The sequence below is a fragment of the Catellatospora sp. TT07R-123 genome (assembly GCF_018327705.1).
Lineage (GTDB): Bacteria > Actinomycetota > Actinomycetes > Mycobacteriales > Micromonosporaceae > Catellatospora.
In genome coordinates, this window is the sequence record NZ_BNEM01000001.1 from 174,996 (window position 1) to 193,874 (window position 18,879).

An 18,879-nucleotide genomic window follows, 5' to 3' on the forward strand; every position below is an offset into this window, starting at 1 on the left:
CCGGTGCCCGCAGACGGGCCGGCACCGGGCGGGCGGTCACCGTCAGGCCGTCTCCAGGACCGGCTCGGGCTGCCCGGGCTGCTCGGGGCGCGGGGCGGCGGTGGAGAGGAACAGGCGCCGGGCCGCCCGCAGCGCCGGGGGCAGCGACAGCGCGACCGCCCCCAGCGCGACGAGGTCGACCAGCCAGATCGCGGGCCGCACCCCGATCCAGTCGCCCAGGACGCCGCCGCCCAGCGCCCCGCCCAGGCCCGCCGCCGCGGCGAAGACCTGGAGCGTGGCCATGGTGCTGCCGAGCCGGTGCTCCGGCACGTCGCCGACGATGACCGGGCTGAGCGCGACGTTGGCGATGGCGGCGAAGAAGATCGGCAGGCCGACGCCCAGCGCCGCGCAGCCGACGGCCGCCGCCAGCGGCCCGCCGGTGAGCGGCAGCAGCAGGGCCGAGCCGAGACTGGCCGCGAATCCCAGCAGCGTGATCGCGCGCGGATCGCGGCCGGGGCGCAGGATCCGGCCGGACAGCGCCGAGCCGGCCAGCCCGAGCAGCCCGGACACGGCGAAGATCACGCCGTACGCCTCGGTGGGGATGTGCGCGGTGCGCAGCAGGAACGGGGCGGTGAGGGCGGCCACCGCCGCCGACGCCACGACCGGGGCGATGATGAAGACCAGCAGCGCCCGGTGGAACGGGTCGTCGAGGAAGAACCGGGTGCCGGCGGCCATGCTGCGCCACAGGCTCTCGCGCCGGTCGGCGGACTGGCGCGGGATCGGGCGCACCGGTGCCATGGTCAGCAGCGCGACCAGGCTGAGCAGGTAGCTCACGGCGTCGATGCTCAGCGCGGCGGCGGCACCGAAGGCGACGATGGCCGGTCCGGCCAGCAGCCGCCCGATGAAGCCCGCGCCGTACTGTCCGGCCTGGATCCGGGCCCGGACCGGGCCGATCGCGTCGGTGTCGACGAGCTGGCGCAGGTGGATGAAGTAGACCACGCCCGACACGATCGTCACGGTGCCCTGGACCAGGCTCAGCGCGATCAGCGTGCCGACGGAGGCGAGGTCGTTGGCGACGCTGAGCGCGACGGCGGCCACCGCGGCGGCGCTCACCGTGTCGAGGACGACCAGGACCCGGCGGGGGGCCGCGACCCGGTCGGCCAGCGCGCCCGCGGGCAGGCCGAGCAGCAGGGTCGGCAGGATCGCCGCCGCGCTGATCAGGCCGACCTGGCCCGGGGTGGCGCCCAGGTGGACGACCGCGATCACCGGCATGGCGATGGAGGTGAAGACCGAGCCGAACGCCGACGTGGTCTGGGCCCACCAGTAGCGGGTGATGTCCCGGGCGCCGCCGGTCGCGGCGGGCGCCATGGTCTGCGCGCTCATCGCGCCACCTCCAGAAGCGGTTCGGCGGTGCGGGGCACGGCCAGGGGTTCCACGGCGAACAGGCCGTCGGGTCTCGGGTCGAGGACCTGGCTCAGCCCGAACAGGACCCCGGCCGAGCCGCTCCACAGCTCGGCGCTGAACCGCAGCTGCGGGTCGCCCAGGAAGCGCACCCCGGTCTCGTGCGGGATCGCGTGCTTGAACAGGGCGCGAGCGGCCCGGACGGCGTCGCGGCGGGCGGGCTCGCCGCCGGTGCGGCGGGCGTGGTCGGCCAGCGCGAAGGCGAGTCCGGCCATGCCCTGGTACAGGCCGGGCAGCACGGTGAAGGTGACTCGTACGGCGGCCAGCAGCCGGGGCAGCGCCTCGGCCAGCCGCTCGTCGTCGGCGGCGGCGAGGCAGCGGGTCGTGGTGTACAGCATCCCGGCCGAGCCGCTGTACAGGTAGGTCATGGCGCGGCGGTTGGCCCGCGAGATCGGGAACAGCAGCCCGGCCGCGTCCGGGTCGCTGGCTCGGTCGAGTTCGGCGTGCAGCAGGCGTACCGCCCGGCGTACCAGGACCGGGTCGTCTGTGGCCGTCCCGACCTGCTGGAGCATGAGGGCGACGCCGCAGCGGCCGTGCAGCAGCCCGGTCGCGTCGTCGGCGCCGAGCCGGGCGGTGAGCTCATCGTCGGGCGGCAGCGCCGCGGCGAGTTCGGCGGCGCGGCGCAGGTGCCGGTCGTCGCCGGAGTGCCGGTGCAGCGCGAGATGGGCCAGCGCCACGCCCGCGGTGCCGCCGGCCAGGGTGGCGCACTCGGTGGTCAGCCGGTGCCGGTCGGCGGCGTCCAGCAGGGTGCGGGCCTCGTCCAGCAGGCCGCAGTCGGCCAGCACGCGGGCGACTCCGGCGGAGCCGGCGTGCAGGCCGGGGGCGAGGTCCGGGGCGGCGGCCAGCGCGTCGGCGCGCAGCCGGTCGAGCAGGCCGTCCGGCAGCGCGACCCCGCTCTGGCGCAGCGCGTGCACGACCCCGGCAGTGCCGTAGGCGACGCAGACCGTGTTGCTCTGGAAGCCCTCCACGATGGTGGGGAAGATCCGTTTCGGATGGTCGAGGTCGGCCATCGCGAGCAGGGCGGCGGCGGTGCGGTCGCGCAGGTCGCGCAGGTGCCGCAGCGGGTCGGCGGCCACCTCGGCCGGGCCGGGCAGCGCCGGGGCCGGGCTGGGCTCGTGGTAACGCAGGACCCGCGACCACAGCGCAGCCGGGACCGGGGCCAGCTCGCTCAGCTCGTGGTGCAGGTGGGTGAGCGCGTCCGGGTTGAGCTGGACCACCGGGTGCAGCGGGCCGACCAGCAGCTGGGCCAGGCCCGCGAGGCCGTAGTGGTCGTGGACGGCCGGGTCGTCGCCGACCAGCCGGTCCGGCGGCATGTATCCGGGCGTCCCCGCCTTGCGGAACGGGGTGCCGAGCCGGTGCGCGGCGCCGAAGTCGACCAGCCGGACCGTGTCGTCGGGTCCGACCAGGACGTTGCCGGGGCTGACGTCGACGAACAGGTAACCGGCGGCGTGCAGCCGCGCGACCGCCTGCTCGATGCGGCTCAGCAGCTCCTCGCACCGCCGGTAGTAGGCGGCGAACCGGTCCGGGGTGGCGCCGACGACCAGCACCGGGTGGTTGAGAGCCAGCCAGCGCCACAGCGGGTCGCCGTCGATCCGCTCGACGACCAGGAACTCGTGCTCCCACTTGCGCAGGTATTCGATCGGCTCGGGAGCCAGGCCGGGCGCGGTCTCGTGCAGCCTGGTGAGGGTCTCCCACTCCTCACGCAGCTGCTCGGTCCCGGTCGCGTCGTCCTCGCGCAGGCCGATGTGGGACCGGCCCTCCTTGATGAACACCGGCCGGCCGGTGCTGCTGTCGCGCCCGAGATAGGTGCCCCCGGCACTGCTGAAACGCACCGCGGACTCGATCGTGTACGGACCGACCGACCGGGTCGCGCGCCCCGGAGCGGGGGCGGCGGTCGCGGGGGCGGCGGTCGCGGCAGGGGCGGGGCGGAACGGATCGGTCACGCCGTCGGGCAGGTGGAACGAGACGCCCCGGCGGTCCGGGACCGGCTCTCCCCTGCCGTCGCGGACCAGCGCCTGGCGGGTGCCGTCGGGCTGGAGCCGGAAGAGCGGCTTGTAGGAGCCGTAGCGGTAGTGCACGGTGCGCGAGTCGCCGAACCGCCGGTCGGTGAGGATGTACGGCCCGGCCTCGTCGGCGAGGTCGGCGCGCAGCCGGTTCATCAGCCGCTCGGCCGCCGCGACGGTGGCGGGGTACGCGGCGATGAACTTGCCCGCCTGCGGGCGGGGCGCGAACTTCTGGTGCGTCCACCAGTAGAACAGCCGGGCGGACAGGTGCTTGAACGCGACGTCCTGGTCGAAGCACGCGGCGGCCACGACGTCGAGGACCTCGTCGAGCCGCTCGGCGCGGGCCGACACGTGGACCTTCCAGCCCTCGTCGACGCCGTCGAGCTGGCCGGGCCGGTGCCACATCCGCCACACGCCCTCGCGTACGCCGCACCAGGCCGCGGGAACCCCGTGCGGCGCCAGCTCGCCCGTCTCGACCGCCGCGGTCTCCAGGGGGGCGAAGAACTCGCGGCTGGCGACCGTGAAATCGATGGTCATGGTGTCTCTCCCAACCCGTGCCCGCGGTGTGCCGACGGTGTAGAGGCGCTAGGCCCGGTCGCGATGCGGCCGGGCCCAGCTGCGCTTCGGGATGCTGCGGTCTAGTCGGCGGCCATGCAGACGGCGAGGCTGACCGTGCTGATGTGGCCCTGGACCTCGTCGTCGCCCTCGACACCGGGGGTCTCCTGCAGCGCCGCGACTTCCTCGGGCTGCTCGCCGGGGGTCAGTTCGATGTTGGTCATCGAGATCTCCTGTTCTGCGTTCGGCAGCAGATCTGCCGGGGTGAGGCGAACCTAGGCGGGGCCGATCCGGAGACGGTTGGACGCGGGTATGCCCGCGGTATGTGCGCTGGTCGATGCCTCGGCGCCGGTTCCGCCCGGTGCGCCGGCAGGCGCGCGGGCTGGGGCCATACCCGGATCGAAGCGGTCTTTGCGCAGAACCGAACCGCACCCGGCCAGTCTCGCCGCAGGGCGTGGGTGGACCCACCCCGGAATGGACTGACCGATGGACAACGTGCGAGCAGCAGAGCCGCCCCGGCTCACCTGGCGCCTGTACGGCCGCAGCCCCGAGTCGGTGGCGATGGCGGCCGACGGCGAGCCGGTGACCCCGGAGTGGGCCTGGGGCGGTGCCACCGGCCACAAGGTGCGGGTGTGCGTGGTGGACTCCGGGGTGGAGTCCGGCCATCCGCTGGTCGGCCGGGTCGACGGCGCGTACGCCGTGGTGCCCGGCGAGGACGGCGGCCTGGTGGTCGCCGAGAGCGACGCCGGTGACGCCTGCGGGCACGGCACGGCCTGCGCCGGCATCGTCCGGCGGACCGCGCCCGACTGCGAGATCTACAGCATGCGGGTGCTCGGCGAGCGGGCGTCGGGCACCGGCGCCATGATGCTGACCGGCCTGCGGTGGGCGATCGAGCAGAACTTCGACGTGATCAACCTGAGCCTGTCCACCACCCGGACCCGGTTCGCCGACGAGCTGCGGGCGCTGGCCGACGAGGCCTACTTCCGCCAGACCGTCATCGTGGCCTCGGCCCACAACACCCCGATCGAGAGCTACCCGTGGCGGTACTCCTCGGTGCTGTCGGTGGGCAGCCACCACGAGGAGGGCGATCCGGAGCTGTTCCTCTACAACCCGGACCCGCCGGTCGAGTTCTTCGCCCCCGGCCAGAACGTGCTGGTGCCGTGGCTGGGCGGCGGCACGATCCGGACGTCCGGCAACAGCTTCGCCACCCCGTTCATCGCCGGACTGTGCGCCCGGATCCTGTCCAAGCACCCGAAGATGACGCCCTTCCAGCTCAAGAACACGCTGTTTCTCTCCGCGGCCAACGTCCGCGTCGGTGATGGAGGCTCCTCATGATGGGAACCGGGCTCGCGGTCGACTCGCTGTCGCGCGAACTTCTGCAGTCGGTGGTCGACGTGGCACGGGCCATCTTCGGCGCCCAGGCCAGCTCGGTGTTCGTGCTGGACACGGCGTCGAACGAGCTCGTCTTCCACGCCGTGTCGGGGCAGGGCCAGCGGACGCTGCTGGGCCAGCGGTTCCCGGCCGGCAAGGGCGTCGCGGGCTGGGTGGTGGCCACCGGCGAGCCGATGGTCGTCGACGACCTGTCGCAGAGCGCGGCGTTCGACCGGAGCCTGGCCGAGTCGACCGGGTACGTGCCGCAGTCGCTGATGGCCGCGCCGCTGACCCACGGCGACCGCGTGCTCGGCGTGCTGGAGGTGCTCGACCCGCTGCCGCAGTCGCGGTCCAACCTGGACGCCCTCGACCTGCTGGCGCTGTTCGCCCGGCAGGCCGCGGCGGCGCTGCGGATCGTCATCGAGCGCCACGACCTCGACGGCGGCCGGGTGTCCGGCGGCCTGGACCCGGACGACCTGGCCAGCGCGCGCCAGCTCATGGACAGCCTCCAGCGGCTGCTGGACACCTCCGCCTGACCGTGCTCCGGCCGCGACCCTAGGACGACCCATGCGTACGTTCCGATTCGCCCACACGTCGCTGGGCGCCTCCGCGTCGGCGGCCGCGATCGCGTCCCCCCGGGAGATCGAGCGCGACTGGGCCTGGGGCGACGCCACCGGGCACGGCGTGCGGGTGTGCGTCATCGACAGCGGGGTCGACGCCGACCACCCGCAGATCGGCGGGAACGTGACGTCGTACGTCGCGGAGGAGGCCGACGGCGGGTGGGGGGTGCGGCCCGACGACGGCGGTGACGTGGCCGGGCACGGGACGGCCTGCGCGGGGGTCATCCGGTCGCTGGCACCGCGGTGCGAACTGGTGAGCGTACGGGTGCTGGCCGGCAACCTGCGGGGCAACGGCGACGCGCTGATCACCGCGCTGGAGTGGGCGGTGGCGCAGCGCTTCCCGCTGATCAACGTGAGCCTGTCCTCCCGAAAGGAGGCGCTCAAGGAGCGCCTGCACGACCTGGCCGACGCCGCGTTCTTCGCCGGGGTGTCGCTGATCTCCTCCGCGCACAACAGCCCGGTGGTCAGCTACCCGTGGCGGTTCCCGTCGGTGATCTCGGTCGGCTCCCACGACCGCACCGACCCCGAATACCTGGAGCTCAACCCCGATCCGCCCGTGGACTTCTTCGCCTGCGGCATCAACGTGGGCGTGGCCTGGCCGGGCGGTTCGACCAAGGTGGTCTCCGGCAACAGCTTCGCCACCCCGCACGTGACCGGGCTGTGCGCCCGCATCCTGCAGCGCCATCCCGAGTTCCGTACGCCCCAGCTGCGGCACGTGCTGGCCGCGGTCGCCGACAACCTGGTCAGGAGCTCGAAATGACCGCCATCACCCACGATGAGATCCTCCGGTCGACCGTGCGGCTGGCCCGCCTCTCGTTCAGCGCCGCCGCCGCGTCGGTGTTCCTGTACGACACCGAACGCGACGCGCTGGTGTTCGAGGCGTCCTCGGGAGAGGGCGAGGACATGCTGATCGGTCTGGCGATCCCGTCCGACCGGGGCATCGCCGGCTGGGTCGCCAACACCGGTGAACCGCTGGTGATCCGCGGCGTACGCGACGACGAGCGGTTCGACCGCGCGTTCGCCGCCGAGACCGGACTGGTGCCCGACACCATCATGGCCGCCCCGATCGAGCACAACGGCGAGGTGCTCGGGGTGCTGGAGGTGCTCGACCCGAGCCTGGAGGCGATCGGCGACCTGGTCGCCATCGACCTGCTCACCGAGCTGGCCAACCAGAGCTGCGCGGCGCTGTGCCTGCTGCTGGCCGACCGCCGCCGGGCGCGGCAGGCCGAGGCGACCGGCCCGCTCGCGGCACTGGGCGCCCTGCTGGAGGGCGCCGATCCGCGGCGTGAGGCGGCGGTCGGCGAGCTGATCGCGGCGCTGACGAAGCTGGTGCGGTAGCCATGCACCTGGCCGAGGTGATCAGGCTGCGTACGGTGCCGCAGGCCGGACTGCTGCTGGCGCTGACGCAGCGGTGCCCGCTGTCGTGCGCCCACTGCTCCACGGAGTCGTCGCCGACCGCGCCGCAGCACAGCGCCGCGCCGCTGCGGCGGCTGGTGTCGACGTTCACCCCGGCCGACCGGCCGGAACTTGTTCTCATGTCCGGCGGGGAACCGCTGCTGCGCCCGGCACTGGTGGCCGAGCTGGCCGCGTCGGCGCGGGCGGCGGGTACCCGCTCCGCGCTCCTGTCGGGCATGTTCTTCGCCCGCCGGGCGATGCCCCCGGCGATCCGGCGGGCGATCTGCGCACTGGACCACTTCTCGGCCAGCATCGACGTCTTCCACGAGCGGGAGGTCGACCGGGCCGACGTGTTCGCGGCGCTGCGGCAGATCCTCGACCTGGTGCCCGCCGTGAGCCTGCACGTCACCAGCGCCGAGCCCGCCTATCTCGACGAGGTGCTGGCGCAGGTGCGCCGTACCTTCGGCGAGCGGGTCCCGGTGCTGGTGGCGCGGGTGCAGGCGACCGGCCGGGCCCGGTCGTTCACCGCCGAACGGGCCGACGTGGACGACCCGGGCCCGTGCGAGTTCGCCAACTGGCCGCTGGTCGACTACGACGGCACGGTGTTCGCGTGCAGCCGGCAGAGCCTGGCCCGCCGCCACCGGCCCGGCCACCTCGTGCTCGGGCACGCGTCCCGCGACTCCTGGGCGGAGCTGAGCGCGCGGGCCCAGGCGCAGCCGGTGCTGCGCTCGGTCCGGGTGCTGGGAGCGGTGGAGACCGCCCGGCGCGCGGGCGCCCCGTCGTGCGGCGGTGCCTGCCTGACCTGCGTGGGCCTGCCCGCGGCCGCACCCCTGCCGGACGGGGTGGAGCTGGTGGCGCGGCAGCTGCTCGGCGGCCTGCGCCCGGCGCAGCTGGCCCGCCGCTGGGGCGCGGGCGAGCACGCCGAACTGGTGGAACTGGGCTGGTCCCATGCTTAGGCTGACGATGGCGCAGGCCGAGCAGCTGCGGCGGACGCCGGGGGCGACGCTGGCACTGTTCCTCACCGACCGGTGCCCGGTCGGCTGCGGGCACTGCTCGGTCGCCGCGACGGCCACCGGGCCGACCATCCGCGACTGGGACCTGTTCGAGCAGGTGATCGCGGGTGTCGCCGCGCTGCCGGAGCTGCGGGCGGTGGCGGTCACCGGCGGCGAGCCGTTCGCCGAGCGGCGCGGCCTCGTCCACGCCGTCGAGCGGCTCAGCGCGGCGGGCAAGGCGGTGGTGCTGTTCACCAGCGGCTACTGGGCCCGCGCGGCGGTGCCGGACTGGATCCGGCAGGTGCTGGCGTCCGTCTCGACGGTCTACCTCAGCACCGACTCGTTCCACGCGGCCGGGCTCGGGCCGGACCGGCTGCGCCATGCGGTGGACGCGGTGACGGGCGCCGGGTGCCACCTGGTGCTCCAGGTCCTCGACGAGCCGGGTGCCGCCGACGCGGCCCGGCGGCTGTGCCCGACGGCCGACGTCAGCGTGATCCCGCCGTTGCCGGTGGGGCGCGGGGCCGGGCTGTTCACGCAGGCCCCGCCCCGGCCGCTGGCCGACTTCGGCCGCTGCCCGCTGCTCAGCTCCCCGACCGTCCGCTACGACGGCCGGATCAGCGCGTGCTGCAACGAGGCGGTCATCATGGGCGCCGGGCCGCCGCGGCTGCGCCGCCAGGTCAGCACGGCCGAGCAGGTGCCCGCCGCGCTGGCGCAGCTGCGGGCCGACCCGGTGCTCACCCTGATCGGCCGGTACGGCCCGCCCGCGCTGGACGTCATCGTCGATGGTCCGGTCCGGACGGTCTGCGAGGCGTGCTGGGCCGGGGCGGAGCGGGTCGCCACCGACCCGAAGGCGCTGGCAGCCACCACTGTGCTGTGCGGTGCGCGATGACGCTGCGCCAGACGCTCGACCTGGTCACGCCGCTGCTGCGGCGCGCGTCGGGCCGGATGTGGGACGCGATCCGCACCCCGGAGTCGTACCGCGAATGGCTGTACATCTGCCACGACCTGGTCCGGGCCACGGCCCCGCTGCTGTCCGAGGCGCTGGCCGAATCCGTCCGCCTCGGCGACGACCTGCTGGTGCGGTACTTCACCGAGCAGCTGGCCGAGGAGTTCGGCCACGACCGCTGGGTCGCCGACGACCTCATCGCGGCCGGCGCAGAGCCGGAACTGCTCACCGGGCGGGTGCCCGCCCCGGCGGCCGCGCGGCTGGCCGGGGCGCAGTACTACTGGATCCGCCACGCGCACCCGGTCGCGCTGCTGGGCCACATCGCCGTGCTGGAGTGGCTGCCGCCGCGCGCCGACCTGGCCGCCGACCTCGTACGCCGCACCGGCCTGCCCGCCGAGGCGTTCACGACGCTGGCCCGGCACGCCGAGCTCGACGCCGCGCACGGCCGCCTGCTCGACGAGCTGCTGGCCGCCCATCCGCTGGCGCACCGGCACCTGCGGCTGGTCACGACCAGCGCCCTGACCACGGCCCACGGGCTGGTGGAACTGATGACCGACCTGGCCGCGAGCCTTCCCGCGCCGCGGCCGCCCGCACAAGGAGGACGCGATGAGTCAATCCCGCCTGGACCGGCTGGGCTTCGACACCCAGTTCGCCACCGATGAGCAGCTCGCGGCGCTGGAGTCGCTCAGCGACGCCGAGATCGAGCTGCTGGTGCGGATCAAGGGCAAGCTCGACGACGCCTCCGGCGACGTCGAAGGCCACAGCGTCGAGGCCGGCGGCGTGGTGTGGTAACCAGCACCTGCGGCCAGTGCCTGACGGCCAACCCGGCCGCGGCACGGTTCTGCATGGGCTGCGGCGGCGGTCTGGCCCAGGCCGCCGCCAAGGCGCCGGGGCTGCGCTTCGTCACGGTCGCGTTCTGTGACATCTCCGGCTCGACCCAGCTCGCGCTGCGGTTCGACCCGCAGGTCTGGCACGGCATCCTGGAGACGTACTTCAGCAGTGTCGGCGGGGCGCTGGTCGCCGCGGGCGGGCGGCTGGAGAAGTTCATCGGCGACGCGGTGGTCGGCGTGTTCGGCGCCGACGCGGCCGGGGAGGACGACGCGGTGCACGCGGTCCAGGGCGCGATCGACGCCCTGGCGCAGCTGGCGGCGCGCAACGACGACACCCTCGGCAGGCACGGGGTCCGGCTGTCGATCCGGTTCGGCATCGCCTCGGGCCGGGTGGTGCTGGCCGACCGCGACTCGTCGTTCGCGATCGGCTCGGTGATGAACCGGGCGGCCCGGTTGCAGGCCGCCGCCCCGGCCGACGGCACGGTCGTCGACGTACGCACCTGGCTGCTCGTCCGCGACCGGCTGGCCTGCCTACCGGTGCCGCCGGTGCCGGCCAAGGGGTTCGACCAGCCGTTGCAGGCCTGGTCGGTGACGGCGGGCCCGGCACCGGCCGCGGCCGAACCGGTCTTCGTCAACCAGACCGACGTGCTGTCCCGGCTGACCGCGGCCGTCGACGAGGCGGCCGCGAAGCCCGGGACCAGCACCGTCGCCCTGGTCGGCGAGCTGGGCAGCGGGAAGACCAGGATCCTGCGGCGGCTGGCCGCGCACACCGCGGCCCGCGACGTGCGGACCGTGTTCGTGGCCTGCCAGGGCAGCGACGAGGGGCTGTGGCGGCTCCAGCAGCTCGAACGCGAGCTAGGCGGGCGGCGGCAGCAGGGCGGCACCCCGTCGACCGCGGAGTTGCAGTGGCGGATCCGGTCTCGGTTCGCCGAGCTGTCGCGGCAGGGCCCGCTGGTCGTGGTCGTCGACGACTTCCACCGCTGCCCCGACGCGCTGCGGCCGCTGTTCGCACCGGCGCCCGACCCGGCCGGCCCGATCGTGTTCGTGCTGGCCGACCGGGAGCCGCCGACCGGCCCGGTCCCGGTGATCACGGTGCCGCCGCTGTCGGCGGCGCACTCGCGGGAGCTGCTGGCCGGCCTCGACCCCGAGCTCGCGCTGCACGCCAGCGGGCTGCCGGACCCGCTGATCGAGCGCAGCCGGGGCAACCCGCTGCTGCTGGAGCAGCTGTCGGCCCTGGCCGCCGAGGGTATCGACGACGTCGCACCGTCGGCGGAGGCCGCGCTCGGGTCCCGGATCGAGCGGCTCGCCGAGCCGACCCGGCAGGTGCTGGCCTGCCTCGGGGCGTGGGGCACCGAGCTGCGCCCCGGCGACCTCGACGCCGTCTGCGAGACCGACGAGGCGGGACTGCTGGCGGCCCTGGGCGAGCTGGAGGGCCTCGGGCTGGCCGCGAACCGCACCGCCGCCGAGGTCGCCTACGCCCATCTCGGGCTCGGGGAGCGGGCCCGGCTGCACGGGGCCGTGGCGCGGCGGCTGCGCGAGTACGCCCGTACCGAACCGGCGCTGCTCGACCTCGCGGCGTCGCACGCGACCCGGGCCCACCGGCACCGCCGCGACCTGGATCCCGGCTCGTCGGCGGCCGCCGACGCGGCTCGGCTGGCGGCCGAGTGCCTGGTGGCCGCGGCCCGCCAGGCCGTGGGCCGTTCGGAGGTGCGCCCCGCGGCCGCGCTCGCGGCGCAGGCACGGGAACTCGGCGTGCCCGACGACGACCTGGTGCTGGAGATCGCGGCGCTGGAGAGCTACGCCCTGGGTGCCGGGGGGCAGGTCCGCGAGGCCCTCGACCGGGTCGCGCAGGTGCGCGGGCTGCCCGGCAACCCGTCGGCGCGGCTGCACCTGGCCATCAACCAGATCACCTTCGGCAGCGGCGACCTCGACCAGGCACGGTCGCTGGCCCGCCAGACCGACGACGCGGGTGCGGCGGCGCGGCTGGACACGGTGGAGGGTCTGCTCGCGGCCCGGGGCGGGGACTACCCCCGGGCCGAGGAGCTGCTGCGCGCGGCCCACCGGGGCATGCGGGCGTTCGGCACCGGGCTGGGGGTCGCCGAGGTGTACGGCAACCTCTCGCTGTTCCTGATGTCCGCCGACACCCCGCCCGACCGCGCCGCCGCCGCGTGCCTGGCGCTGCGGGAGGAGGTCGCCGACGCGCCGATCATGCACGCCGTCGTCAGCTGCGCCACGGCGGTGCTGCTCCAGCGCAGCGGCGACCCGGACGCGGCGGTGACCATGCTGGACCGGGCGCAGACGGTCTTCGCCGAGATGGGTCACGTCCTGGGCCAGGCCGGGGCGTACGAGTTCAGCAGCGTGGCGGCCGAGCTGCGCGGTGACCTGGCGGCCGCGACCGCGGCGGTGCTGCGGGCGCGGGAGGTCTACGCCGGGGCGGGGGCGACCACGGCGGCGGCGCGCTGCGGGGCCCGCGCCTACGTCCTGGACCCGGACCGGGCCGTCCCGGACCTGTCCGCGCTGCCCACCGGCGGCAGCTGGGACACGCGGGTGCTCCTGCACCAGGTCGCCGCCCTGAGTGCGGTGCTGCCGGAGCCCGGCGTCGCCGCCGACCGGGCCGGGGCGCTGTCGCGGCTGGACCGGGCGCTCGCGGTGATCGCCGCGATCCGGGGCCGGGGCGCGACGCTGGTGCCGCTGTCCGGCTGCCTGCGCATCGCCGCCCGGCTCGGCGACCCGGTCCGGGTCGCGGCCGTCGAGGAGGCGCTCGGCCGGGCGTCGGCGGTGCCGCGCGGACGGTGAGCTACGCGCTGCCGGCGAGCTCCACGGCGTACCGGTGGAGCAGGTCGGTCAGCGCGTACACCACCTCGTGGGCGCAGACCTCGGAGTCGGGCGCGTCGACGACCCCCGCCTCGATGAGCTGTTCGAGCGCGAGCCCGGCGGCGCGGCTGCCGCCGCCCAGCACCTGGGCCGCCTCGCCGAGGGTGAACCAGGGGCGGCCCAGCCGTCCCAGCTCGACGAACCGCTGCCGCTGCGCGGCGGACAGGTCGAGCAGCGCGGCCTCCAGCCGGGGCCGCACCGTGAGCGAGCCGGCCTGGAGTTCGTCCAGCGTCCGGTCGGCCTCGGCCAGCCGGTCGGCGAACTCGCGCAGCGGCAGGTGCCGCAGCCCGGCGAGCTTGCTCCCGGCCGCGGCGATCGCGAGCGGGAGCTGCCCGGTGGCCCGCAGGATCCGCACCACCGCGTCGCGGTCGGCGTCGAGCCGGTCGGGTCCGAGGTACCGGGCGAGCATGTCGTGCGCCGCGGGCGGGCTCAGCGGCCCGAGGACGAGGCGGTGGGCCGGTGCCAGGCCCGACAGCCTGGCCCGGGAGGTGATCAGCAGCACCGATTCGCCGGACTGCGGGACGAGCGGGCGGGCGGTCTCCTCCGCCGCGACGTCGTCGGCCACGATCAGGACCCGCCGCCGGGCCAGCCAGGTCTGCCAGGTGCGCTGGACCCGGGCCGCCGGTTCGTCGGCGGCGACGAAGACCCCGGCGTCGCGGAGCAGGTCGCGCAGCAGGTCGGCGGGCGGCCGCGGCTCGCCGTGGGCGCCGCGGGTGTCGACGTACAGCTGGCCGTCGCCGAACGCGTCGCGGACGCGGTGCGCGGCGTGCACCGCCAGCGCGGTCTTGCCGGTCCCGACCGAGCCGGTGATGACCGCCAGCCGCTCGGTCCGGTGCCGCAGGAGCTGCTCGACCGTCCCGAGCTCGTCGTCGCGGCCGCTGAACCCGGTGACGTCGCGCGGCAGCGAGCAGACGGCGCCGGGCTCCGCACGGCCACCGGCCGGGGCGTCGGTCTCCAGCAGCAGGCGCTCCTGTAGGCGGGTCATGACCGCGCTGGGCGGCAGGCCGAACTCGCGGGCGATCGCCTGGCGGTAGTCGTCGAAGACCGCCAGGGCCTCCGACCGGCGGCCGGCCCGATGCAGGGCGGTCATCTGGATGATCCGCAGCCGTTCCCGGTACGGGTCGTGCTGGATGATCGGTTCGATCTGGTCGACGACGGCGCCGGGGTGGGCCTGCAGGGCCGTCTCGGCCCAGGTCTCGAACACGGTGACGTAGCGCCGGGACAGCCGCTGCGCCTCGGTGTCGATCACCGGAACCGTGTGCAGGCCCTCGAACGCCGGGCCGCGCCACAGGTCGAGGGCGCGGCGCAGGCCCGCGTGCCCGGCCCGCGCCCGGTCGGTGCCGCCGAGGTCGGCGGCGGCGCGGGTCGCCTCCTCGAAGCCCAGCGAGTCGAGTTCGGCCGGTTCGACGAAGATGACGTAGCCCTGGTGCCGGTGGGAGATCCGGTCGGTCGCACCGGCGTGGCCGAGCTGGCGCCGGATCGTGCTCACGTAGACGTGCAGGTTCTTGCGGGCGGTCCGGGGCGGGCGCTCGCCCCAGACGGCTTCGGCCAGCACCTCGGTGGGCACGTGCCGGTTGGGGCTGCACAGCAGGGTGGCCAGCACGATCTGCTGCTTGCGCGGGCCCAGCGGCAGGTCGCGGCCGCCGTGGCGGACCTGCATGGGGCCGAGCACCGAGAATTGCAGCGCGGGGACGGGGAGTGCGGGTGCGGAGGGGGTCACATTGCACCTGCCGTAGGGAGACTGGCTGCCGTCGGGCCGGTCGGCCTCGGCCACCCGAAGGTAGGTGCGGCCGCTCACCGGCCGCTCACCGCACGCTCACCGGCCGCTGACACCCTCGTACGCGCACGCGCGCGGGAATGTGGGGGCGCGGCCCCCATGCGCGACAGGCATCGGCGGTGGCAGATTTGCCGCAGCACCGCGACGACACCGCCGTCACGCCGGGCCGAAGGGAGGTCGTCATGGAGTTCGGACTGCTCGGGCCGCTGCTGGTGCACGACGGCACCGTGGAGGTCATGGTCCCGGCGGCGCAGCAGCGGACGCTGCTGGCGGCGCTGCTGCTGCGGCTGCGCCAGGTCGTCCCGGCGCAGGAGCTGAGCGCCTCGATCCACGGCGCGGAGGCGCCGGAGCGCGACCGGGCATCGCTGCACTCGGCCGTCAACCGGCTGCGGCACCGGCTCGGTCCGGCGATCCGCGCCCGGATCCAGACCAGGCCGACCGGCTACCTCATCGACATCGCCGACGACGAGCTGGACCTGCGCCGGTTCGCGATGCTGTACGACCAGGGCCGTGCCGCCGCCGACCTCGGCGACTGGGCGGCCGCGGCCGACGCCTTCCAGCAGGCGCTGGGCCTGTGGCGCGGCGACCCGCTGGCCGACATCGACTCCCCCCGGCTGCTGCGCCGGCACCGCGACCACCCCGCCGAGGTGCGGGTGCAGCTGCTGGAATGGCGCGTCGAGGCCGACCTGCGGCTGGGCCGCCACGAGCAGCTGACCGCCGAGCTGCCGCTGCTGACCGCCGAGCACGCGCTGCGCGAGCGGTTCCACGGCCAGTTGATGCTGGCCCTGTACCGGTGCGGTCGGCGGGCCGAGGCCCTGGCGGCGTTCCGGTCGGTGCGCGACATGCTCACCGACGAGCTCGGGGTGGACCCCGGGCACGCGCTCCAGCGGCTGCACCGGCAGATCCTCGCGGGCGATCCCGCGCTGGACTGGCAGCTGGCCGGTTCGGTCCGATGAGCACAGTCCTGCCCGAGCTGCCCGAGCCGCTCGCGTCCGACCCGACGGCGCCGTGGTGGACCCGGGGTGCGTCGCCCGACGACGGGGCCGGGTCCGGCGTGCCGGACTGGGCCGGGTTCGTCGAGGAGGCGCTGGCGCACCATCGCGGCGCGGCGGCCGGGGACGGCCTGGCCGCGGTGCTGGCGCCGCTGGTGTCGCGGGCCGGGGCCCGGCTGGTGCGGCACGGTCCGTGGCCGGACGTGGACGTCGCGGCGGTGCGCGACGGGTTCGAGCGGGTGCTCGCGGCGCGGCTGACCAGGCTGGCGGCCCGTACGCTGGTGCTGGAGCTGCATGTGATGCGGGTGACCGGCCGGTTGTCCGGATCGGACCCGGCGGCCCGGTTCGCCGACTTCACCGCCCGGGTCGGCACCCGCGACGGCCTCACGGCGCTATTCGACGAGTACGCCGTGCTGGCCCGCGTCCTGGGCGGCTGCTGCCTGCGGGCCGTCGAGGCGACGGCGGAGCTGCTGGACCGGCTGACCGCCGACCGGGCCGAGATCGTCGACCGGCTGCTCGGCGCCGACCCGGGCGTGCTGACCTCGGTGCAGACCGGGGTCGGGGACGGCCACCGGGGCGGGCGGTCCGTGGCGGTGCTGCGGTTCGCCGCCGGGGCGCGGCTGGTCTACAAGCCCCGGTCCCTGGCCGTGGACGGCCTGTTCGCCTCGGTGCTGGCGTGGTTCGGCGCCGGGATCGGCGACGAGCTTGTGGTCCCGCCGATCGTGGCGCGGCCGGGATACGGCTGGGTCGCCTTCGTCGAGGCGGCGCCGTGCGCCGACGTCGAGGGGCTGCGCCGGTTCTACTTCCGCCAGGGTGCGCTGCTGGCCCTGGTACGCGTCCTGGACGGCTCCGACCTGCACTACGAGAACGTGATCGCCCGTGCCGACCAGCCGGTGCTGATCGACGTGGAGACGCTGTTCCACCCGGCGCTGACCACGGCCGGGCACGACCCGGCGGCGCGGGCGCTGGTGGCGTCGGTGCACCGGTCCGCGCTGCTGCCCCGGGTCGTGATCGGCGCCGACGCGACGCTGGACATCTCCGGGCTCGGCGGCGACCGGGGCGGCACCACCCCGTTCGAGGCGGTGCAGTGGGACGACCAGGGCACCGACGGCATGCGGCTGGTACGCCGCCCGTGGACCTTCGCCGGGGCCGCCAACCGGCCGACCCTCGACGGCGCCGACGCCGACCCGGGCGAGTTCACGCCGCAGCTGCTGGCCGGGTTCGCCGCCGGGCACGCCCAGATCGCGCGCGGCCGGGACGAGCTCATCGGCCTGCTGGCCGGGGCGGCCGGGCACGAGGTGCGGGTCGTGCTGCGGGCCACCAGGCTCTATGCCGAACTGCTCGACGAGTCGACGCACCCGAACCTGCTGCGCGAGGCGGGACACCGCGACACCGCGCTGGAGACGCTGCGGGGGTACAGCCCCGGCGACGAGCTGCTCGCCCGGGTCGCCGACGACGAGCTCAGCCAGCTGCGCGACGGCGACGTCCCCTACTTCAGCACCCGGCCGGACTCGGTGGACCTGGTCAGCGCCACCGGGCGCCGGTTCGCCGGGGCGCTGCCGGAGCCGGGGCTGGCCTCGGTCGTCCGCAACATCGCCGCAACGAACGAGGTCGACCTCGCCGACCAGAAGTGGATCATCCAGGCGGCGATGGCCACCCGGGTCACCGCGAACCCGCACGCGGTCGGCACGCCCGTCCCGGCCCCGGCCGCGGCGATGGCGCCCGACATCGAGCTGGTCCTCGCCGCGGCGCGCGGGATCGGCGACCAGATCGTCGCGCGCGCCTACCGCGACGCCGGCAGCGCGCACTGGCTGGGCCTGGAGCTGCTCGACGACCGGCACTGGCAGCTGGCGCCGCTGGGGGCCAGCCTGGGCACCGGCTACTGCGGCACGGCCCTGTTCCTGGCGCAGCTCGCCCAGGTCAGCGGCATCGACCGGTACGCCGACGTGGCCCGGCAGGCGCTGCGCCCCGTGCCCGAGCTGCTGAGTTCGCTGGGCGCCCGCCCCGACCAGCTCGGCATCGTCGGGACCGGGGCGTTCGCGGGCCTGGGCGGCATCGCGTACGCGCTGACCCGGCTGGCCGTGCTGCTGGCCGACCCCGCCGTCGCCCGCTGGGCCCGCGACGCCGTCGAGCTGGCGGCCACCGCCGCCGACGACGACACCGACTTCGACCCCGGCGTGGTCACGGGGTCGGCGGGCGGCCTGGCCGCGCTGACCGCGGTATGGCAGGCCACCGGGCACGACCCCGCCTGGCACGCCGCGACCCGGCTCGCCCGGCGCCTGGTCCAGGAGCCGCTGCCCGCCGGTGCCGGGTTCGCCGACGGCGCGGCCGGGATCGGCTGGGCCCTGGCCCGCTACGCCGCCGCCGGAGGCGGCCCGTCGTACGAAGCGGCGGGCCTGGCCGCGCTGCGCCGAGCCGCTGCGGCGGCCGGCGACCTGTCCTGGTGCCGGGGCGTCACCGGCATCGCGCTTGCCATCGCGGACAGCCCCGCCGCGATGGCAGAACCCGGCCTCGCCGCCGCGGTGACCCGCGCGGTCGCCCACGCGGTGGGGCAGCCGGTCCTGCCCAGTCATTGCCTCTGCCATGGGGAGCTGGGAGTCCAGGAGCTGCTCGGCGCGGTCCGGCCGGTGCCGATCGAACGGGCCAGCGCACTGCTGGCCGCGATCGACCGGTTCGGACCGCGCTGCGGGACCCCTGACGCGGTCGCGTCTCCCGGCCTGCTCACAGGTCTCGCGGGCATCGGCCACGGGTTGCTGCGGCTCGGCTTCCCCACCACCATCCCGTCTGGGCTGCTGCTGCACGCCCAGCGCTCCACAGAACCGAAAGGTGCAGGCCATGACTAACGATGAGCTCGTCGCGCGATGGAAGACCCCCGGTGCCGCCGACGCGGGGCATCCGGCAGGCGAGGTGCTCCCGCGTGCCGTCCGCCCGATCGGGGGCCGCGCGCTGCTGCTGGCCGGTCAGCCGATCAACGGCGCCCAGACCTCGGGTGACTCGTGGACGCTGTCGCCGAGCCCGTTCACCATGGACTTCTCCCTCTGACGACGCGACGCAGCGCCCGCGCGCCGTCCTCCCCGGCGGCGC

The 18,879-nt window shown here is 75.6% G+C and carries 16 protein-coding genes; 12 read left to right on the forward strand and 4 right to left on the reverse strand.

The genetic code is table 11. From position 1 onward, the window contains the following. Window positions 1-42 precede the first annotated feature (42 nt). The 3 genes from Cs7R123_RS00735 to Cs7R123_RS00745 all read right to left on the reverse strand — a co-directional run bounded on the left by Cs7R123_RS00735 (window position 43) and on the right by Cs7R123_RS00745 (window position 4,222). A complete protein-coding gene (locus Cs7R123_RS00735) occupies window positions 43-1,362 on the reverse strand; it encodes an MFS transporter (RefSeq protein ID WP_212822598.1) in 1,320 nt (439 codons plus the stop codon). Then, the gene (gene lanKC / locus Cs7R123_RS00740; protein WP_212822600.1) at window positions 1,359-3,980 is read right to left on the reverse strand and encodes a class III lanthionine synthetase LanKC; all 2,622 of its coding nucleotides are present in this window, start codon (window positions 3,978-3,980) and stop codon (window positions 1,359-1,361) included. The genes Cs7R123_RS00735 and lanKC overlap by 4 nt, the downstream gene beginning before the upstream one ends. Window positions 3,981-4,081: 101 nt before the next feature. Beyond that, on the reverse strand, window positions 4,082-4,222 hold the full coding sequence (locus tag Cs7R123_RS00745; protein ID WP_212822602.1) for a hypothetical protein: 141 nt from the start codon (window positions 4,220-4,222) through the stop codon (window positions 4,082-4,084). 262 nt (window positions 4,223-4,484) lie between these two features. On the opposite strand from Cs7R123_RS00745, the gene Cs7R123_RS00750 reads away from it, so the two are divergent. Genes Cs7R123_RS00750 through Cs7R123_RS00790 form a run of 9 tightly spaced genes read left to right on the forward strand, consistent with a single transcriptional unit; the run spans window position 4,485 to window position 12,948 of the window. Further along, entirely contained in the window at window positions 4,485-5,333 is an 849-nt protein-coding gene (locus Cs7R123_RS00750) for a S8 family serine peptidase (RefSeq protein WP_212822604.1), read from the forward strand. Beyond that, the gene (locus tag Cs7R123_RS00755; RefSeq protein ID WP_212822606.1) at window positions 5,330-5,905 is read left to right on the forward strand and encodes a GAF domain-containing protein; all 576 of its coding nucleotides are present in this window, start codon (window positions 5,330-5,332) and stop codon (window positions 5,903-5,905) included. Before Cs7R123_RS00750 ends, Cs7R123_RS00755 begins: the two co-directional genes overlap by 4 nt. Window positions 5,906-5,936: 31 nt before the next feature. After that, on the forward strand, window positions 5,937-6,749 hold the full coding sequence (locus Cs7R123_RS00760) for a S8 family serine peptidase (protein WP_212822608.1): 813 nt from the start codon (window positions 5,937-5,939) through the stop codon (window positions 6,747-6,749). After that, window positions 6,746-7,327 carry a GAF domain-containing protein gene (locus Cs7R123_RS00765; RefSeq protein WP_212822609.1) on the forward strand — a complete coding sequence of 194 codons (582 nt, stop codon included), beginning with the start codon at window positions 6,746-6,748 and terminating at the stop codon, window positions 7,325-7,327. Before Cs7R123_RS00760 ends, Cs7R123_RS00765 begins: the two co-directional genes overlap by 4 nt. Before the next feature lie 2 nt (window positions 7,328-7,329). Further along, window positions 7,330-8,340: a radical SAM protein gene (locus tag Cs7R123_RS40625; protein WP_212822611.1), complete on the forward strand. Its 1,011-nt coding sequence runs from the start codon at window positions 7,330-7,332 to the stop codon at window positions 8,338-8,340. Next, a complete protein-coding gene (locus tag Cs7R123_RS00775; protein WP_212822612.1) occupies window positions 8,333-9,265 on the forward strand; it encodes a radical SAM protein in 933 nt (310 codons plus the stop codon). The genes Cs7R123_RS40625 and Cs7R123_RS00775 overlap by 8 nt, the downstream gene beginning before the upstream one ends. Beyond that, on the forward strand, window positions 9,262-9,984 hold the full coding sequence (locus Cs7R123_RS00780) for an iron-containing redox enzyme family protein (RefSeq protein WP_212822614.1): 723 nt from the start codon (window positions 9,262-9,264) through the stop codon (window positions 9,982-9,984). Before Cs7R123_RS00775 ends, Cs7R123_RS00780 begins: the two co-directional genes overlap by 4 nt. Continuing rightward, the gene (locus Cs7R123_RS00785; RefSeq protein WP_212822616.1) at window positions 9,929-10,114 is read left to right on the forward strand and encodes an aroma-sacti cluster domain-containing protein; all 186 of its coding nucleotides are present in this window, start codon (window positions 9,929-9,931) and stop codon (window positions 10,112-10,114) included. Before Cs7R123_RS00780 ends, Cs7R123_RS00785 begins: the two co-directional genes overlap by 56 nt. Next, window positions 10,108-12,948, forward strand: a complete 2,841-nt coding sequence (locus Cs7R123_RS00790; RefSeq protein WP_212822618.1) for an adenylate/guanylate cyclase domain-containing protein — start codon at window positions 10,108-10,110, stop codon at window positions 12,946-12,948. The genes Cs7R123_RS00785 and Cs7R123_RS00790 overlap by 7 nt, the downstream gene beginning before the upstream one ends. A gap of 1 nt (window position 12,949) precedes the next feature. Here Cs7R123_RS00790 and Cs7R123_RS00795 read toward each other — a convergent pair whose 3' ends face one another. Further along, the gene (locus Cs7R123_RS00795) at window positions 12,950-14,824 is read right to left on the reverse strand and encodes a BTAD domain-containing putative transcriptional regulator (RefSeq protein ID WP_212822620.1); all 1,875 of its coding nucleotides are present in this window, start codon (window positions 14,822-14,824) and stop codon (window positions 12,950-12,952) included. Window positions 14,825-14,985: 161 nt separating this feature from the next. Here Cs7R123_RS00795 and Cs7R123_RS00800 point away from each other — a divergent pair, with 161 nt between their 5' ends. Genes Cs7R123_RS00800 through Cs7R123_RS00810 form a run of 3 tightly spaced genes read left to right on the forward strand, consistent with a single transcriptional unit; the run spans window position 14,986 to window position 18,837 of the window. Next, window positions 14,986-15,759 (forward strand): AfsR/SARP family transcriptional regulator, encoded by a 774-nt coding sequence (locus tag Cs7R123_RS00800; protein WP_212822621.1) that lies wholly within the window; start codon window positions 14,986-14,988, stop codon window positions 15,757-15,759. Next, a complete protein-coding gene (locus Cs7R123_RS00805) occupies window positions 15,756-18,638 on the forward strand; it encodes a type 2 lanthipeptide synthetase LanM family protein (protein WP_212822622.1) in 2,883 nt (960 codons plus the stop codon). The genes Cs7R123_RS00800 and Cs7R123_RS00805 overlap by 4 nt, the downstream gene beginning before the upstream one ends. Then, complete coding sequence (locus Cs7R123_RS00810; protein WP_212822623.1) at window positions 18,631-18,837, forward strand: hypothetical protein; 207 nt, start codon at window positions 18,631-18,633, stop codon at window positions 18,835-18,837. Before Cs7R123_RS00805 ends, Cs7R123_RS00810 begins: the two co-directional genes overlap by 8 nt. Window positions 18,838-18,879: the final 42 nt, after the last annotated feature.

What these genes read in the sequence shown, in the direction of transcription:
- Cs7R123_RS00765 (WP_212822609.1), top strand. Translation starts at nt 6,746, where the DNA reads ATGACCGCCATCACCCACGATGAGATCCTCCGGTCGACCGTGCGGCTG.
- Cs7R123_RS00785 (WP_212822616.1), top strand. Translation starts at nt 9,929, where the DNA reads ATGAGTCAATCCCGCCTGGACCGGCTGGGCTTCGACACCCAGTTCGCC.
- Cs7R123_RS00805 (WP_212822622.1), top strand. Translation starts at nt 15,756, where the DNA reads ATGAGCACAGTCCTGCCCGAGCTGCCCGAGCCGCTCGCGTCCGACCCG.
- Cs7R123_RS00775 (WP_212822612.1), top strand. Translation starts at nt 8,333, where the DNA reads ATGCTTAGGCTGACGATGGCGCAGGCCGAGCAGCTGCGGCGGACGCCG.
- Cs7R123_RS00735 (WP_212822598.1), bottom strand. Translation starts at nt 1,362, where the DNA reads ATGAGCGCGCAGACCATGGCGCCCGCCGCGACCGGCGGCGCCCGGGAC.
- Cs7R123_RS00760 (WP_212822608.1), top strand. Translation starts at nt 5,937, where the DNA reads ATGCGTACGTTCCGATTCGCCCACACGTCGCTGGGCGCCTCCGCGTCG.
- Cs7R123_RS00745 (WP_212822602.1), bottom strand. Translation starts at nt 4,222, where the DNA reads ATGACCAACATCGAACTGACCCCCGGCGAGCAGCCCGAGGAAGTCGCG.
- Cs7R123_RS00755 (WP_212822606.1), top strand. Translation starts at nt 5,330, where the DNA reads ATGATGGGAACCGGGCTCGCGGTCGACTCGCTGTCGCGCGAACTTCTG.
- Cs7R123_RS00800 (WP_212822621.1), top strand. Translation starts at nt 14,986, where the DNA reads ATGGAGTTCGGACTGCTCGGGCCGCTGCTGGTGCACGACGGCACCGTG.
- Cs7R123_RS40625 (WP_212822611.1), top strand. Translation starts at nt 7,330, where the DNA reads ATGCACCTGGCCGAGGTGATCAGGCTGCGTACGGTGCCGCAGGCCGGA.
- Cs7R123_RS00780 (WP_212822614.1), top strand. Translation starts at nt 9,262, where the DNA reads ATGACGCTGCGCCAGACGCTCGACCTGGTCACGCCGCTGCTGCGGCGC.
- Cs7R123_RS00750 (WP_212822604.1), top strand. Translation starts at nt 4,485, where the DNA reads ATGGACAACGTGCGAGCAGCAGAGCCGCCCCGGCTCACCTGGCGCCTG.
- lanKC (WP_212822600.1), bottom strand. Translation starts at nt 3,980, where the DNA reads ATGACCATCGATTTCACGGTCGCCAGCCGCGAGTTCTTCGCCCCCCTG.
- Cs7R123_RS00810 (WP_212822623.1), top strand. Translation starts at nt 18,631, where the DNA reads ATGACTAACGATGAGCTCGTCGCGCGATGGAAGACCCCCGGTGCCGCC.